We start from the raw sequence: 17202 nt of genomic DNA, 5'->3' as shown, positions 1-17202 counted from the left end.
CCTGCCGTTCGCGCGGTTCGGATTGAGGCAGATGCAGTCTTGGCGGAAAGAGCGATCGAATTCAACCGGATGCCGCTGATGACCCTCGAACCGCTCCTCGATGCCCCGTTCGCCGTTCAGATCCATGTCGCCGCTGTTACACCGGCGGCACTTCTCGGCGCCTATATCCTGCTGCGCCCCAAGGGCACGCCGCTGCACCGGCTGCTCGGCAGGATCTGGATGGCGCTGATGGTCATGACGGCGATATCGAGCTTCTTCATTCATGAGCTCGATCTCTTCTACGGGTTCAGTCCGATCCATCTTCTGTCGATCGCAACGCTGGTCGGCAGCTGGAACGCGATCGCGGCGGCCCGCCGCGGCGATATCCGTCTGCACAAGCGCATCGTCGCCGGCCTTTATTTCGGCGGCATCGTCCTTGCCGGCCTGTTCACTTTCGTGCCTGGCCGGATCATGCATGCGGTCATCTTCACCGGCGCGGAATGGCCGGCTGTCCTTGCTGCGGCGGTGATCGGCTCGATCCTGATCGCAATCGCGCTGCGTCGCCGACGCGGGCGCCTGATTGCCCGTTGAAGTCGCTGGAATTCCGGCGGCCGACGGATATATAACTCCTTGAGCGCAAGCACAGGCATTGCCGGGGAGAGCGAAGATGGAATGGAAAGGCCGGCGTCAGTCCGACAATATCGAGGATCGCCGCAGCGATCCGACCGGCGGCGGTTTCGGCCGCGGCGGCGGCTTCAACTTTCCTTCCGGCGGCGGTGTTCGCCGCGCCGGTGGCGGCCTCAGCATCGGCACGATCGTCTTCCTCATCGTCATCTATTTAATCTTCAAGATGATGGGCATTGATCTGCTGCAGATGCTCGATACCGGCGGCACGACAAGCGGTCCTGGCTACGAGCAGAGCCAGTCAGGCGGAACACGCACGCCCGCCAACGACGAGATGACCGCATTCATGCGCACCGTCCTTGCCGAGACCGAGGATACCTGGAAGGGCATCTTCCAGGCGCAGGGCCAAAATTACGAAGAGCCGCGTCTCGTGCTGTTCTCGGGCTCGACGGCATCGGCCTGCGGCTCCGCATCATCTGCAACAGGCCCGTTCTACTGCCCGAGCGACCACAAGGTCTATCTCGATACCGAATTCTTCCAGGAGCTTTCCGACCGCTTCGGCGCGTCGGGTGATTTCGCCGAGGCCTATGTCGTAGCTCATGAGGTCGGCCATCACGTGCAGAACCTGCTCGGCATCCTGCCGAAGTTCAACCAGGCCCGCCAGCGCATGAGCGAGGCCGACGCCAACAAGATGTCGGTGCGCGTCGAGCTGCAGGCCGATTGCTTTGCCGGCATCTGGGGCAAATATACCCAGCAGAAGGGCCTACTTGAGTCAGGCGATCTGGAGGAAGCGCTGAACGCAGCCCAGCAGATTGGTGACGATTCGCTGCAGAAGCGGTCACAGGGTTACGTCGTCCCGGAAAGCTTCAACCACGGTACCTCGGAGCAGCGGGTCAGATGGTTCAAGCGCGGTTTCGACAGCGGCCAGCTGTCGGCCTGCGATACGTTCTCCGGCCCAATTTGAGGAGAGAGGAGGGGCGCGCACGGCACAAAGCCCATCGCTGCCCCTTCCATCCCTTGCTTACTTCTCGCTGTCCATATGCTGCAGCATATGCTCGGGATAACGCCCACCCACGGCCGCGTCTTTCGGCACGGCGTGTTCGATGATGGCGAAATCTTCTGGCGACAGGTCGATGGCGCGTGAGCCGAGCGCCTCGGTTAGCCGGTCGCGGCGGCGGGCGCCGATGATCGGGACGATGTCCTTGCCCTTGGCGGCGACCCAGGCGATGGCGATCTGGGCGACCGAGACGCTCTTTGCCTGGGCGATCTCGCGCAGCTTCTCCACCAGAGCGAGGTTCTGCTCGATATTGCCTTCCTGGAAGCGCGGGCTGTAGGCGCGAAAATCGCCGGCCGTCCCACCCTGGCCCTTTTGCCAGTGGCCGCTGATCAGGCCGCGCGAGAGCACGCCGTAGGCGGTGATCGAAATGCCGAGTTCGCGTGTCGTCGGCAGGATCTTCTTCTCAATGCCGCGCGAGATCAGCGAATATTCGATCTGCAGGTCGACGATCGGGGCGACAGTGGCGGCGCGGCGGATCGTGTCGGCGCCGACTTCCGACAGGCCGATATGCCTGACATAACCTGCCTTGACCATGTCGGCGATGGCGCCGACCGTGTCCTCGATCGGCACGTTCGGATCGAGGCGAGCGGGGCGGTAGATGTCGATATAGTCGACGCCGAGGCGCTGCAGCGTATAGCTGAGGAAGTTCTTCACCGCGACCGGGCGGGCGTCGATGCCGCTCCAGCCGCCGACGGGATCGCGCAGGCCGCCGAATTTGACGCTGATGACGGCGTTTTCGCGCCTGCGACCCTTCAATGCCTCGCCGATCAGCATTTCGTTATGGCCCATCCCGTAGAAATCGCCGGTGTCGAGCAGGTTGATGCCGGCATCGAGCGCGGCATGGATCGTCGCGATGCTTTCTGCGCGATCGGAGGGGCCGTACATGCCCGACATGCCCATGCAGCCGAGGCCGATGGCCGAGACATCGGGTCCGGTCTTTCCCAAACGATAGGTCTGCATTGTCTTCTCCTTCATTTGCGCCGCGCGGCCGGATCGGGCATCCGCGCCGAGTGGCGTTGCCGGACGCCGTTCTACCGCTTTCGCATTCGGGCGATAATTGGACAGCATCGAACAGGCTGTGCGGGGAAATGCACAATGACCGGTCTTGTCTTCTGATCTGGATGCCGTCGCGGCGATTGCAAGGGAACGCATCGCCCGGCGATCCGCTGGGCGGCTGGCGATTTTCGGAAGCTGGAACAACAGCGTGCGCCCACCGGTTGAGGCCTCCCATAAATTTCCCGTTGAACATTATCAAAAACTTTGAAATGTTCACGGATTGTTTCGGTTTCTTTTCTGAGCTATGTCACTTTCTCGGCGACGAGATCGTCTTTTCAGAACCAACCGCTGTAGAGATGCCTCATGCTTGACCCGAAATTCGTTCGCCGCGGCCTTTTCCTGGTCTTCATCATCCTTTTCCTCGACATTATCGGCATCGCCATCATCATGCCGGTGCTGCCCGCCTATCTGGAGCAGCTGACCGGTGGCAGCGTCAGCGATGCGGCGATCGACGGCGGCTGGCTGATGCTGGTCTATGCCGGCATGCAATTCCTGTTCGCGCCGCTGCTCGGAAACCTGTCCGACCGTTTCGGCCGCCGGCCGATCCTTTTGCTTTCGGTGCTAACCTTCGCGATCGATAATTTCATCTGCGGCATCGCCACCAGCTTCTGGATGCTGTTCGTCGGCCGTGTGCTTGCCGGCATCAGCGGCGGCAGTTTCGCCACCTGCTCGGCCTATATCGCCGATATCAGCACGGAGGAAAACCGGGCGAAGAATTTCGGGCTGATCGGCATCGCCTTCGGCGTCGGCTTCACCGTCGGCCCAGTCGTCGGCGGTGTCCTCGGCGAATTCGGCCCGCGTGTGCCGTTCCTCGGCGCGGCTGCGCTGTCGGTTGTCAATTTCATCGCCGCCTGCTTCCTGCTGCCGGAAACGCTGGAGGCGAAGAACCGCCGCCGGTTCGAGTGGAAACGTGCCAATCCGCTCGGCGCGTTGCGCCAGATGCGCCATTATCCCGGCATCGGCTGGGTCAGCCTCGTTATGTTTCTGTTCTTCCTGGCGCATGCCGTCTATCCCTCGGTCTGGGCGTTCGTCTCGACCTATCGCTACGGCTGGAGCGAGGGGCAGATTGGCCTGTCGCTCGGCATTTATGGCATCGGCGCCGCGCTCGTCATGGGGCTGGTCCTGCCGCGGATCGTGCCGGTGCTCGGCGAGTGGAAAACCGCTCTTCTCGGACTCTGCTTTTCAGCTGCAGGATTGACCGGCTATGCCTTCGCCTGGGAGGGCTGGGTGGTTTACGTCGTCATCGTCGCGACCGTCATCGAAAACGTCGCCGACCCGCCGCTGCGCAGCATCGCCGCCGGCATGGTGCCGCCTTCGGCGCAGGGTGAGCTGCAGGGCGCGCTTACCAGCCTCAGCAGCATCACCACCATTGTCGGGCCGCTGATCTTCACCCAGATGTTTTCCTATTTCACGCGGCCTGAGGCGCCTGTCACTTTTGCCGGCGCACCCTATCTTGCCGCCGCGCTGTTCATCCTGGTGGCCGCCGGTGTGTTCCTGCTGCGGGTCCGGGCCCGTGAGCCGGCCGAGGCGCTGGAAGCGGCCGGTTGATCGATCAGAAACGCTGATGCGATGATGAATTTTTCATCATCTGCCTCATTTGGGGTAGTTCTTTGCAGGGCTTTGATCTAAGCCCGGATGATATTTCGCCGCAAGCTGCGGCGACGCATATTTCAATCACAGGACTGGTGTCATGGACACGCCGATCGACGCGCGCAGGCTTGCGCCGACAAACGATAATCGTTGGGGCGCACATTTCCGTGCCACGCTGGCGCTCGGCATTCCGCTGATCGGCGCGCAGCTTGCCCAGCTCGGCATCAACACCACCGATGTGATGATCGTCGGCCGCCTCGGCGCCGAGCATCTTGCGGCAATGGTGCTTGCGGCGCAGTTCCTGTTCACGATCCTGATCTTCGGCTCGGGCTTTGCCATCGCCGTCATTCCGATGGTGGCGCAGGCCTATGGCCGCGGCGACCTCGTCTCGGTGCGACGGTCGCTGCGCATGGGCCTGTGGGTGGTGATCGCATACTGGGTCATCATGCAGCCGGCCTTCTTCAATTCGGAGCAGGTCCTCCTCTTCGCACAGCAGAAGCCCGAGGTGGCCAAGCTCGCCCACGGCTACATCATGATCGGCCAGTTCGGCGTGCTGCCGGCGCTGCTCTTCAACGTCATGCGCTCGCTCGTCAGCGCCATCGGCAAGGCTGGCATCATCCTCAACGTCACCATCGCCACGCTGGTGATGAACGCGATCTTCGCCTATATCCTCGTGCTCGGCCATTTCGGCTTTCCGGCGATGGGGCTCGAGGGCGCGGCGATCGTTTCGGTCGCCGTGCAGACGGCCGGCTTCCTCTTCATCCTGGCTTTCGTGCAGCGGCGCGAAGAGACGCGGCGCTACGAGATCTTCGTGCGGTTCTGGAAACCCGACTGGCACGCGCTACTGGAGGTCATCCGGCTCGGTTTCCCGATCAGCGTCACCATCCTTGCCGAGGTCAGCCTGTTCACGGTGGCTTCGCTGCTGATGGGCTATATCGGCACCATCGAGCTTGCGGCTCATGGCATTGCCCTGCAATGGGCCTCGATCGCATTCATGATTCCGCTCGGCCTCAGCCAGGCGGCAACGGTGCGCGTCGGTGTCGCCCACGGGCAGGGCGATTATCAGGGGCTGGTGCGCGCTTCGATCACCGTGCTCATCCTCGCCTGCGCCATTTCGGCGGTGGGCAGCGTGCTCTTTGCCTCCATGCCGCAATTCCTCGGCAGCTGGTTCCTCGACGTCAACTCGCCCGAGGCGCCTGAGGTACTTGCCTATGCCGGGCCGTTGATCGTCGTTGCCGGGCTTTTCCAGCTTGTCGACGGGCTGCAGGTGATCGCCAATGGATTGCTGCGTGGCCTCAAGGACGCACGCGTGCCGATGATCATGGCGTTGATCGCCTATTGGCCGATCGGCTTCTTCCTCGCCTGGGCCTTTGCCTTCCCGCTGGGTTTCGGTGGCATCGGCATCTGGTTCGGCTTTCTCGTCGGGCTGGCGGCCGCCGCCGTCATGCTCTGCGCGCGCTTCTACCTTCTCCTTCGCCGGGAGGCGGAACTGGCCCACGCCTGAGCCGGCCGCCTCCGCCTTCAGGCCGCGACAGGCTTGTAGCCGGCGATATCGGCGTGAATGCCGAGACGCGCAAACATTTCCTGCGGATCGAAATTGGCGGCCCTGTGGGCCGCAGCGACGGCGGCCCGCGCGCGCTCGACGACTTCGGTATTTTCCCATTCGGCAATCGTGACGAAATTGAATTCGCCCGGACCGGCGACCTGCTCCAGCACCCTGTGATCGATGAAACCGTCCTGCGCCTCCAACACCTTGTGGGTCATCATCACTTTGACGAGAAATTCCTCGCGTGCCGCCGCCGGCACGATGAACTTGTCTACACGAAAGAAAGCTCCGCTCATCCAGTTTTCTCCTGCATCAGATGTCTGCAGGCAGATCTGTAATTCCTCAAGTTAAGCTGAGGTCAATAGGCGGATAAAGAAAAAGGCCCGCCTGGGCGAACCTTTGGGCTACTGACAAAGCGGCCAACTCCTCTTTCGTCATGCTCGGGCTTGTCCCGAGCATCTGCCTTCGGTCGATATGTGGCAGATCCTCGGCACAGGGCCGAGGATGACGAAGAGTGAGGTTTGTCAACAAGTCAAAGGCCAACCTTGGCGGTCGGAAATCGCTAGAAATCAGCGTTCGGCGAGCGCCGGTTCGCCCTTCTTCTCGCGCACCATGTTGATGAAGCGGCGGAAGAGGTAGTGGCTGTCCTGCGGACCGGGAGAGGCTTCCGGATGGTGCTGGACGGAGAAGACCTGCTTGCCGAGGACGCGCAGGCCGCAATTGGTGCCGTCGAAAAGCGAAATATGAGTCTCTTCAACGCCATCCGGCAGCGACTTCGAGTCGACCGCGAAGCCGTGGTTCATCGAGACGATCTCGACCTTGCCGGTCGTATGGTCCTTGACGGGGTGGTTGGCGCCGTGATGGCCCTGATGCATCTTCTCGGTCTTCGCGCCGAGTGCCAGGCCCAGCATCTGGTGGCCGAGGCAGATGCCGAATACCGGGATATCGGTCTTGATCAGTGTCTTGATCACAGGCACGGCATAGTCGCCGGTTGCCGCCGGATCGCCCGGGCCGTTCGACAGGAAGATGCCGTCCGGCTGCATGGCGAGCACGTCTTCGGCGCTCGTTGCGGCCGGCACGACAGTCACTTTGCAGTCGAGGCCGGCAAACAGGCGCAGGATGTTGCGCTTGACGCCGTAATCGAGGCAGACGACGTGGTATTTCGCGTCTGTCGCCTTGAGTTCACCGTAACCTTCATTCCACACCCACGGCGTTTCGGTCCATTGCGAGGACTGGCCCGACGAGGCGATCTTGGCGAGGTCGAGACCTTCAAGGCCGCTCCAGGCTTTAGCCTCGGCCTTCAGCGTCTCGATGTCGAAGACACCGTTCGGATCGTGGGCGATGACCGCGTTCGGAGCGCCGTTCTCACGGATCCAGGCGGTCAGCGCGCGCGTGTCGATGCCGCAGAGACCGATGACGCCGCGAGCCTTCAACCATTGGTCGAGGTGCTTGGCGGCGCGGTAGTTCGAGGGCTCAGTGATGTCGGCCTTGAAGATGACGCCGACGGCGCCGTGGCGGGCGGCAGGCGTCAGGTCCTCGATGTCTTCATCATTGGTGCCGATATTGCCGATATGCGGGAAGGTGAAGGTGACGATCTGGCCGAGATAGGAGGGGTCCGTCAGGATCTCCTCATAGCCGGTGAGCGCCGTGTTGAAGACCACCTCGGCCGGCACCTTGCCGGTGGCGCCGATGCCCTTGCCTTCGATGACCGTGCCGTCGGCAAGAACGAGCAGGGCGGTCGGCTTTTCGATTGTCCAGGGTGCTGTCGCGGTCATCTTCATCCCGTTTCCGGCAGGTGGGCGCGTTGTCGCGCTCGTCGCCATTTGATTTCGCAGGCGTGTGGACACGGCAATGCCGCGCGCTTCAGGCCTGATCACGAATTTTGGTGCAGGTGGCGGTAAATAGCCACGCAATCGCTTAGCGTCAATCTTTGTAGCCGAGATCGCGGCCGTTTTCCTGCGCTTTATCGCGCTGACCGCGCAATTTATTTGATCCGCCGCATCAGCGTGGTTTATGAAGTGGCATCAAAACAGGAGTGAAGACCATGCTGCGCGATCAACTCGCCACCCAGCTGAAAGAGGCGATGAAGGCCAAGAATGCGGAGCGGCTTTCCACCGTCCGGCTGATTCAGGCCGCGGTCAAGGACCGCGATATCGCCAACCGCGGCACCGGTAAGGAGCAGGCGAGCGACGACGAGATCCTGCAGATTCTCGCCAAAATGGTGAAGCAGCGTGACGAATCGGCAAAGATCTACGAGGAGAATTCCCGGCCGGAGCTTGCCGCCAAGGAGCGCGCCGAAATCATCGTCATCCAGGATTTCATGCCGAAGCAGCTTTCGGACGGCGAAGTGCGCGCCAATGTCTCGGCGATCATCGCCGAGACCGGTGCCGCGGGCGCCAAGGACATGGGCAAGGTAATGGCGGCGCTGAAGGAGCGTTATGCCGGCCAGATGGATTTCGCCAAGGCATCGGCGACCGTCAAGGAACTGTTGAACGGATAAGCCTCAGATAACCCGTCTTGCCTGCGGTTCGTCACGGACCGCAGGCCCGAGCACCGCTTCGGCGGCGGCATCAATGATGGCGAATTTCGCCGCCTGATAATTCCAATATTCGCGGATGAAGTGGCCCGACAGCCAGAAGTCGCCCTTGCGGGAGGGTTCGGTCCAACCAATGCTCTCCATGGTCGCTGCCTGCATCAAAAGCCGCTTCAGATGGGTGTTGGAGATCATGAATTGTTCGCGGATTTCCCTGAGCGACAGAGGGCCGAGCACGACGCGATCGGCCGTCCTTGGAAATTCGGGAAGGCGCGAGATCATATAGTCCATCACCAGCCCGCCGGAGTTTGCCCAGTTGAAGAGGTTGAAGGTGGCGCCCGGATTGCGCACCGCTTCACTTCCTATGATCGCCCTTGCGATCAGCGGCTGGATCGCTGCCATCATCGCCGAGGGGTCGGCGGTGATCTTATTGGCGCGCTCACCGTCGTCGAGGCCGTCGAGGATCATCATGTGGGCGACGAGCCATCGGGTGAAATGCTGCTCGGCGATTTCGGTGGGCTCGAGGTAACGTGTGCGCTTATCGGGGCCGGGAACCGGTCGCAGGAAGCGATAGGCCAGCATTTCCTGCATGAAGGCCGCGGCCGTGTTGCGGCTGGCGATGTTGTTCCTGACCGCAAAATCGATGAAGCGGCCGGAATAGAGGCCGCCGCTCTTCCCGTCGTCGGAATACCCGTAATGAAGCGCAAAGCCGGCATGGGCCATCAGCCAGCGCTGTTGTGCAGCGAAGATCGAGGCGATGCGTGGGCTCTCGCGATAGATGGCGAGCATCTGATCGGCGCAATGCAGGATGGCAGCGAGAAAGCGATCGTCTGCTGCAAGATTATCCGCGGTAAAAGCCATTTGGAGAGGTCCAGGGAGTTCGGCGCATACATCTTTCATGCAGGCGCCGCCTGTCAACGGTTTTATCGATAAGCGGTTAATTTTAAAGGGAGAGTTGTCGCAAGAGAGCCAAAAATTTAAGAAGGCAGGAGCTGGGGGCGCTCCTGCCTTCTTGCTCTTTGCGTCCACCGGCACGCAGGGCCGAAGCCCAAGCCGGAGGGTATTTGCAAAGGCACCCTTGCGAAGCGGCGCCGGGGGTAGGGATGGTGCTTCGCTCGGGGATCGCTTTGTTGAGATCGAACCTATTGCGGTGCGGCGGCTTATTCAAATTACAAAAAAATAATAATTGCCGGAATCGGCGGTTTGGGAGGGGTCGAAGCGGACGCTCGGGAGGCGGCGTCGAGGATGACGAAGCGTAATCATTAGAGGTAATAATCCTTTGTTTCAAAAAGATATTCCTGGGTTCTGTCAAGGGGCGCCGCTCTTGTTGAAGCGTTTATGACGGTGGAATTCCGGCCCCTCTGAGGACAATAATGTCGCACCCTGTCGCAGGGGGCGATAACGCGTTGTTGATTGGATAACCGGGAGCCGCCGATGACGGCCACATAGCCTGTGAATAGCGGGTTTTGATGACAAGTTTCGTGGCATGGAGCGGAAAAGCAGCTTATATGGAGATTGGCCAAGAGGTATAAATGCGCTTTTCCAACACCTTCCTCGATGATATTCGCGACCGCGTTCCGATTTCGAACGTGATTGCGCGCCGCGTCAGCTGGGACAAGCGCAAGACCAACGTGTCGCGCGGCGATTACTGGGCCTGCTGCCCGTTCCACGGCGAGAAATCGCCGAGCTTCCATTGCGAGGACCGAAAGGGCCGCTATCACTGCTTCGGCTGCGGCGTCACCGGCGACCATTTCCGCTTTCTCACCGAGCTGGAGGGCCTGAGTTTCCCCGAGGCGGTGCAGCAGATCGCCGATATGGCCGGCGTGCCGATGCCACTGGCCGATCCTGTGATGGAGAAGCGCGAGAAAGAGCGCGGCTCGCTGATCGACGTCATGGAAATGGCGACGCAATTTTTCCAGGATCAGCTGCAGACGTCGAATGGGGCGAGGGCGCGCGCCTATCTGCGCGACCGCGGATTGACGGGGCGCACCATCGAGACCTTCCGTCTCGGCTTTGCGCCCGACAGCCGCAATGCGCTCAAGGAATTCCTCGCCGGCAAGGGTGTCTCCAAGGATCAGATCGAGGCCTGCGGTCTGGTTGTCCATGAAAACGTGCCGGTTTCCTACGATCGTTTCCGCGACCGCATCATGTTCCCGATCCTGTCGTCGCGGGAAAAGGTGATCGCTTTCGGCGGCCGCGCCATGTCGGCTGACGCGCCGGCGAAATATCTGAACTCCAACGAGACGGAGCTCTTCCACAAGGGCAATGTCCTTTACAATTTCGCCCGTGCGCGGCGCGCGATCCAGGGACCGGGCCGCGGCGACCCTCAGGACGATAATGCGACCGGCACCATTATTGCCGTCGAAGGCTATATGGACGTGATCGCGCTGCATCAGGCGGGCATCGAGAATGCCGTCGCGCCGCTCGGCACGGCGCTCACCGAAAACCAGCTCGAGTTGCTCTGGAAGATGGTGCCGCAGCCGATGCTCTGCTTCGACGGCGACGGCGCCGGCATCCGCGCGGCCAATCGCGCCGCCGAACTGGCGCTGCCGCATCTGAAGCCCGGGCGTTCTGTTCGCTTCGCGCTTCTGCCCGACGGCAAGGATCCCGACGATCTCGTGCGCGATGACGGGCGCGCGCCTTTCGACAAGGTAATGAGCCAGGCAAAGCCGCTCTCCGAGATGCTGTGGAGCCGGGAGGTCAACACCGGCAAGTTCGACACGCCGGAGGCGCGCGCCGAGCTCGAGGCGCGGCTGAAGCAACTGGTCGCCGTCATCGCAGACGAGAATGTGCGTCGCCACTACCAGCAGGATATTCGCGATCGGCTGAACGCCTTCTTCCAGCCGCAGTTCCAGAACCGCAACAATGGCGATCGCCGCGGCGGCTTCAACGGCAATGGCAATTACCGGACGGGCCGCGACAATGCGGGCAAGGCAGGGCCGAAAAGCCCCAGCGTCATTTCAGAAAGGCTCGCCCGCTCAGGCCCCGTGCGCGGCCACCAGAACAATACGGCGCTGCGCGAATGCGTGCTGGCGCTGACCGTCGTCAATCACCCTTCGCTGATGATCGACGATTATGACGAAATAGCCGCGATTGAATATGACAGCCGCGAGCTGCAGCGGCTCTGGTCGGCGATGCTGGGAGCAGCCGCGGCCGTCGCCGGCCCGCATCTGACGCGCGAATATCTGACCGAAAGACTGGAATTCGAAGGCTTCGGCCCGCTCATCAAGAGCCTCGACCAACAGGTGCGCAATGCCCGGCTGTGGATCGCGACCGAGGAGGCGGCGATGGAAGATGCGCGTGAGGGATACCGCCAGGCGCTGGCCTCCCATAAGCGGGCGAAGGCGCTACGCCGGCAGAAGATCGAGCTCGAGCGCGAGATCGCGCTGGCAACCGAAGCCGGCGACGGCGAGGCGATCGTTCAACTGATGCGCGCGCAGCAGGAAGTGCATTTTGAAGGGGTGCGCCTTGAGAACCAGGAGGCCATCATCGATGGCTTCGGCGTGCTTTCCGGCCGCGTCAAAGGGGCGGCGAACCACTGATGTCGTTGACCGAACGAAACGAACCGGGCTTTTCCGCTTCCGGCGCGCTGTTTTCTTCCGGCCGCTCGCCGCTCGATATCCTCAAGCAGGTCTACGGCTATTCCTCCTTCCGCGGCAAGCAGCAGCAGGTGGTCGAGCATATGGTCTCCGGCGGCGATGCGGTCGTGCTCTTTCCCACGGGCGCCGGCAAATCCCTGTGTTTCCAGATCCCGGCACTCTGCCGCGACGGCGTCGGCATCGTCGTTTCGCCGCTGATTGCGCTGATGCGCGATCAGGTGGAGGCGATGAAGCAGCTCGGCATCCGCGCCGCAGCACTTAATTCCTCGCTGTCGCGCGAGGAGTTCGTCGAGGTTCGCCGCGCGCTTTCGGCAGGCCAGCTCGACCTTCTCTACGTGACGCCCGAGCGCATTTTGACCGATGGTTTCCGCGAGCTGATCGCCAACGAGAAGATCGCGCTGTTTGCCATCGACGAGGCCCATTGCGTCTCGCAATGGGGCCATGATTTCCGACCGGAATATCGCGAACTCGGCCGGCTCGGCGAGCAATATCCCGGTGTGCCCAGGGTGGCGCTGACGGCGACGGCCGATCCGCATACGCGTGACGACATGATCGAGCGGCTGGGTTTGGATACAGCCCGGATCTTCACCACCAGCTTTGACCGACCGAATATTGCCTACGAGATCGTCGAGCGTGACCAGCCGCGCCAACAGCTGTTGCGGTTCCTGTCCGGCCACAAGGGCGACAGTGGCATCGTCTATTGCCTGTCGCGCGCCAAGGTCGAGGATACCGCCGAATGGCTGAACGGGCAGGGCATCCGCGCGCGCGCCTATCATGCCGGCATGGACAGGGCGGTTCGTGACGCCAATCAGGATGCCTTCCTGAAAGAAGAGAACCTTTGCCTGGTCGCCACCGTCGCCTTCGGCATGGGCATCGACAAACCGAACGTGCGTTATGTCGCCCATCTCGACCTGCCGGGTTCGGTGGAAGCCTATTATCAGGAGACAGGCCGCGCCGGACGCGACGGCCTGCCGTCTGAGGTCTGGATGGCCTATGGCATGGCCGACGTCATCCAGCGCGGCCGGATGATCGACGAGGGCAGTGCCGCCGCCGAGATCAAGCGGGTCGAGCGCGCCAAGCTCAACGCATTGCTGGCGATCTGCGAGACCGCCTCCTGCCGCCGCCAGGCAATCCTTGCCCATTTCGGCGAGGCGCATGCCGGACAATGCGGCAATTGCGACACCTGCCTGAAGCCGGTCGAGACCTGGGAGGGCACGGAGGCGGCGATCAAGGCGCTGGCGGCGGTCTACCGCACCGGCGAGCGTTTCGGCGCTGGCCATGTCGTCGATGTCCTCCTCGGCAACGTCAACGAAAAGACCGAACGTTTCGGCCATGCCGAAATGCCGGTCTTTGGCGCCGGCAAGGATATTCCAGCGCGCGTCTGGCAGTCGGTCTTCCGCCAGTTGCTCGCCATGGGATTGATCCGCGTCGACCACGAGGCCTTCGGGGCGCTGAAGCTCGAGCCGGAGGCGCGCTCCGTCTTCAAGCACGAGCGGCAGGTGTTCTTCCGCAAGGACCGGCCGGCCTCGGAACGGCGCACGAAGAAGGCGGAGCGCAGCGAGCGCAAATCGGGATTATCGGGCGCCGACGGCAGTCTCTTCGAGGCGCTCAGGGCCGAGCGCATGGCGATTGCGAAATCGCTCGGCGTGCCGCCCTATGTCGTCTTTCCCGATACGACGCTGATCGCCTTTGCCACGGAGAAGCCACGCAGCCGCAAGGAATTGCTCGCCATATCAGGCGTCGGGCAGGCGAAGCTCGAACGCTACGGCGATGCCTTTTTGGAGATCATCCTGGCGCAGGACAACGGCTGAGCGGACTGGTCTGATCCTTGAGATCGGACGAGGGGGCATGGTAGATGCTTGCCTCTACAGCGCCGCGCGTCTTTTTTCAGACGCGCAAAGGACGCTGTAGCACTTTGAATTGCTGCATAATTTTCTCCTGAAATCGATGCCGATTTAAGGAACTATGCAGTAGGGAGGAGCGCCGATGGCCCAGAATATATACGACCGACCGGAATTCTTCGTCGGATATAGCGGCATGAGACGATCCGTCCACGGGCTTGACGGAGCATCCGAGTGGCCGGCCGTGCGTGCGCTGCTGCCCGATCTTGCCGGCAAGCGTGTTGTCGATCTCGGCTGCGGCTTCGGCTGGTTTTCGCGTTTTGCCGTGAGCCAGGGTGCTGCAAGCGTGTTGGCGCTCGACATCTCGGAAAAGATGATCGCCAGAGCGAGGGCAGATATGACTGAAGCAGCGATCACCTACGAGATCGCCGATCTCGAGCATCTCAGGCTTGCTCAAGCCTCCTTCGATTTCGCCTATAGCTCGCTGGCGCTGCATTATATCGAGGATTTCGCCGGTCTCGCCGCGACCGTCTATCGCGCGCTTTTGCCGGGATCGCAATTCGTCTTCACCATCGAACATCCGATCTTCATGGCGCCGACCAATCCCGCCTGGGCAACCGATGCCGAGGGGCGGCGTATCTGGCCGCTCGACCGCTATTCCGTCGAAGGTCCGCGCACCACCGACTGGCTCGCCAAGGGTGTCGTCAAACAGCATCGCAAGCTCGGCACGACGCTCAACACCTTGATCGCGGCCGGTTTTGCCATTCGCCATGTCGAGGAGTGGAGCCCGAACGAAGATGAGCTCCAAGACAATCCAGACTGGGCGGAGGAGATGGACCGGCCGATGTTCCTGCTGATCTCGGTCCAGCGCTGAGAAGACAAGCCGGCGGCAATATGCTAACCCGGCGGTAGCGCATCGGCCCGAAAATCGGAATCGATTTTTGGAAAGCACGATGCGCAGATTAAAAGTGTAACAGCGTCCTTTGCGCGTCTGATAAGACGCGCGGCGCTGTAGGGAAATCTCTGGGAAAGGCCGTCCATGACCTCGCAATTTCTCTCCCATCTCAGCAACGAGATTTCGGCGCTGAAGGATGCCGGTCTCTACAAATCCGAGCGCGTCATCAGCTCCAAGCAGGCGGGCGAGATCGCGATTTCCACCGGCGAGCGGGTGCTGAATTTCTGCGCCAACAACTATCTCGGCCTTGCCGACAACGAGGAACTGGCCGAGGCCGGCAAGCAGGCGCTCGACCGATACGGCTATGGCATGGCCTCGGTGCGTTTCATCTGCGGCACGCAGGAAGAGCATAAGCAGCTCGAGACGCGCATCTCCTCCTTCCTCGGCATGGAAGACACGATCCTCTATTCATCCTGCTTCGACGCCAATGGCGGCCTGTTCGAGACGCTGCTGTCGGAAGAGGACGCGATCATCTCCGACGCGCTGAACCACGCCTCGATCATCGACGGCGTCAGGCTTTCGAAGGCCAAGCGCTTCCGCTACGCCAACAACGATATGGCAGCGCTCGAAGAGGAGCTGAAGAAAGCCGAAGGCAGCCGCTTCAAGTTGGTCGCCACCGACGGTGTCTTCTCGATGGACGGGATCATCGCCAATCTCGGCGGCGTCTGCGATCTTGCCGAGAAATACGGCGCGATGGTCATGGTCGATGACAGCCATGCTGTCGGCTTCGTCGGCAAGAACGGCCGTGGGTCGCCGGAATATTGCGGCGTCGAGGGCCGGATCGACATCATCACCGGCACGCTCGGCAAAGCGCTCGGCGGCGCCTCGGGCGGTTATACTTCGGCGAAGGCCGAGGTTGTGGAGTGGCTGCGGCAGCGCTCGCGGCCCTATCTGTTCTCGAATACGCTGGCGCCCGTTATCGCCGCCGCCTCGCTCAAGGTGTTCGACCTCATCGAAGACGGCGATACCCTGCGCAAGCGGCTTTCGGACAATGCCAATCTCTTCCGCAGCGAAATGACCAAGCTCGGCTTCACGCTCGCCGGCGAAGGCCATCCGATCATCCCCGTCATGCTTGGCGATGCCAAACTCGCCCAGGATATGGCAAGCCTGATGCTGAAGAAGGGGATCTATGTGATCGGCTTTTCCTTCCCCGTCGTGCCGAAAGGCCAGGCCCGCATCCGCACGCAGATGTCGGCGGCGCATTCGCGAGTGGATGTGGAGCGGGCGATCGCGGCCTTTGCCGAGGCAGGGCGGGAACTGGGTGTGATCTGAGTTTGACGGCGTGCCGTGTCGCCCCCTCATCCGCCCTACGGGCACCTTCTCCCCGCTTGGGAGAAGAGGGGATAGCAAAGTCGGGCGCCAAGTAAGGGTGGATATTGTCGATGTCGAACATGATGAAGGCGCTGGTCAAAGCAAAACCCGAGGTCGGGCTTTGGATGGAGAATGTGCCGATGCCCGAGGTCGGGCCGAACGACGTGCTTATCCGGGTGAAGAAATCGGCGATCTGCGGCACTGACGTCCATATCTGGAACTGGGACCAGTGGGCGCAGAAGACCATTCCGGTGCCGATGGTGGTTGGCCATGAATTCTCCGGCGAGATCGCCGAGATCGGTTCGGCGGTCACCCGCTATCATATCGGCGAGCGGGTCTCCGGCGAGGGGCATATCGTCTGCGGCAAGTGCCGCAACTGCCGGGCGGGCAGGGGGCATCTCTGCCGCAACACGCTCGGTGTCGGCGTCAACCGCCCGGGTTCGTTCGGTGAGTTCGTCTGCATTCCGGAAAGCAATGTCGTGCCGATCCCGGATGATATTTCCGACGAGATCGCCGCGATCTTCGATCCGTTCGGCAATGCCGTGCACACCGCGCTTTCCTTCGATCTCGTCGGTGAGGACGTGCTCGTCACCGGCGCCGGGCCGATCGGCATCATGGGCGCGCTCGTCGCCAAACGATCCGGCGCCCGCAAGGTCGTCATCACCGATATCAATCCGCACCGGCTGGAGCTGGCGCGCAAGCTCGGCATCGACCACGTCGTCGACGCATCGAAGGAAAACCTCGCCGACGTGATGAAGGCGATCGGCATGACGGAGGGTTTCGACGTCGGGCTCGAAATGTCGGGGGCCGCACCTGCCTTCCGCGACATGATCGACAAGATGAACAATGGCGGCAAGATCGCCATCCTCGGCATCGCGCCGGCGGGCTTCGAAATCGACTGGAACAAGGTGATCTTCAAGATGCTCAATCTCAAGGGCATCTACGGCCGCGAGATGTTCGAGACCTGGTACAAGATGATCGCCTTCGTCCAAGGCGGCCTCGATCTCGCGCCCATCATCACCCACCGGATCGGCATCGACGATTTCCGCGACGGCTTCGAGGCTATGCGGTCGGGCAATTCCGGCAAGGTTGTGATGGACTGGATGTGAGG

14 protein-coding genes are annotated in these 17202 nt (G+C 61.8%); 10 read left to right on the top strand and 4 right to left on the bottom strand.

The genetic code is table 11. The features are described 5' to 3' along the window. Positions 1-39: 39 nt before the first annotated feature. A complete protein-coding gene (locus AC244Q_RS15630) occupies positions 40-570 on the top strand; it encodes a DUF2306 domain-containing protein (protein WP_128405941.1) in 531 nt (176 codons plus the stop codon). A 76-nt stretch (positions 571-646) separates the two neighbouring features. Continuing rightward, positions 647-1567, top strand: a complete 921-nt coding sequence (gene ypfJ / locus AC244Q_RS15625; protein ID WP_012758392.1) for a KPN_02809 family neutral zinc metallopeptidase — start codon at positions 647-649, stop codon at positions 1565-1567. Between the two features lie 57 nt (positions 1568-1624). Here the strand turns inward: ypfJ and AC244Q_RS15620 are convergent, their stop codons facing one another. Further along, positions 1625-2620 carry an aldo/keto reductase gene (locus AC244Q_RS15620; RefSeq protein ID WP_012758391.1) on the bottom strand — a complete coding sequence of 332 codons (996 nt, stop codon included), beginning with the start codon at positions 2618-2620 and terminating at the stop codon, positions 1625-1627. 399 nt (positions 2621-3019) lie between these two features. Between AC244Q_RS15620 and AC244Q_RS15615 the strand changes: the two genes are divergently transcribed. Both AC244Q_RS15615 and AC244Q_RS15610 read left to right on the top strand, forming a co-directional pair. Then, positions 3020-4264: a TCR/Tet family MFS transporter gene (locus AC244Q_RS15615; RefSeq protein WP_128408137.1), complete on the top strand. Its 1245-nt coding sequence runs from the start codon at positions 3020-3022 to the stop codon at positions 4262-4264. Between the two features lie 142 nt (positions 4265-4406). Then, on the top strand, positions 4407-5810 hold the full coding sequence (locus AC244Q_RS15610) for an MATE family efflux transporter (protein WP_012758389.1): 1404 nt from the start codon (positions 4407-4409) through the stop codon (positions 5808-5810). A 17-nt stretch (positions 5811-5827) separates the two neighbouring features. Here AC244Q_RS15610 and AC244Q_RS15605 read toward each other — a convergent pair whose 3' ends face one another. Both AC244Q_RS15605 and carA read right to left on the bottom strand, forming a co-directional pair. Continuing rightward, positions 5828-6148, bottom strand: a complete 321-nt coding sequence (locus tag AC244Q_RS15605) for an antibiotic biosynthesis monooxygenase family protein (protein ID WP_012758388.1) — start codon at positions 6146-6148, stop codon at positions 5828-5830. Positions 6149-6421: 273 nt separating this feature from the next. Beyond that, the gene (carA, locus tag AC244Q_RS15600; RefSeq protein WP_011652894.1) at positions 6422-7627 is read right to left on the bottom strand and encodes a glutamine-hydrolyzing carbamoyl-phosphate synthase small subunit; all 1206 of its coding nucleotides are present in this window, start codon (positions 7625-7627) and stop codon (positions 6422-6424) included. Positions 7628-7896: 269 nt separating this feature from the next. Here carA and AC244Q_RS15595 point away from each other — a divergent pair, with 269 nt between their 5' ends. Then, positions 7897-8352, top strand: coding sequence for a GatB/YqeY domain-containing protein (locus AC244Q_RS15595; protein ID WP_012758386.1), 456 nt, complete (start codon positions 7897-7899; stop codon positions 8350-8352). A gap of 3 nt (positions 8353-8355) precedes the next feature. Here the strand turns inward: AC244Q_RS15595 and AC244Q_RS15590 are convergent, their stop codons facing one another. Continuing rightward, the gene (locus tag AC244Q_RS15590) at positions 8356-9246 is read right to left on the bottom strand and encodes a hypothetical protein (RefSeq protein ID WP_128408138.1); all 891 of its coding nucleotides are present in this window, start codon (positions 9244-9246) and stop codon (positions 8356-8358) included. Between the two features lie 671 nt (positions 9247-9917). On the opposite strand from AC244Q_RS15590, the gene dnaG reads away from it, so the two are divergent. From dnaG to tdh, 5 genes are all read left to right on the top strand, one after another. Next, positions 9918-11927, top strand: a complete 2010-nt coding sequence (gene dnaG, locus AC244Q_RS15585; protein ID WP_128408140.1) for a DNA primase — start codon at positions 9918-9920, stop codon at positions 11925-11927. Beyond that, complete coding sequence (recQ, locus tag AC244Q_RS15580) at positions 11927-13795, top strand: DNA helicase RecQ (protein ID WP_012758383.1); 1869 nt, start codon at positions 11927-11929, stop codon at positions 13793-13795. The genes dnaG and recQ overlap by 1 nt, the downstream gene beginning before the upstream one ends. Before the next feature lie 175 nt (positions 13796-13970). Next, positions 13971-14699, top strand: coding sequence for a class I SAM-dependent methyltransferase (locus AC244Q_RS15575; RefSeq protein WP_128408141.1), 729 nt, complete (start codon positions 13971-13973; stop codon positions 14697-14699). Positions 14700-14864: 165 nt separating this feature from the next. Further along, positions 14865-16052 (top strand): glycine C-acetyltransferase, encoded by a 1188-nt coding sequence (locus tag AC244Q_RS15570; protein ID WP_128408142.1) that lies wholly within the window; start codon positions 14865-14867, stop codon positions 16050-16052. A gap of 110 nt (positions 16053-16162) precedes the next feature. Continuing rightward, the gene (gene tdh / locus AC244Q_RS15565; protein ID WP_012758380.1) at positions 16163-17200 is read left to right on the top strand and encodes an L-threonine 3-dehydrogenase; all 1038 of its coding nucleotides are present in this window, start codon (positions 16163-16165) and stop codon (positions 17198-17200) included. Positions 17201-17202 lie beyond the last annotated feature (2 nt).

This window comes from Rhizobium sp. CB2179 (genome assembly GCF_057653455.1).
This window is presented reverse-complemented; position numbering and strand designations above follow the sequence as displayed.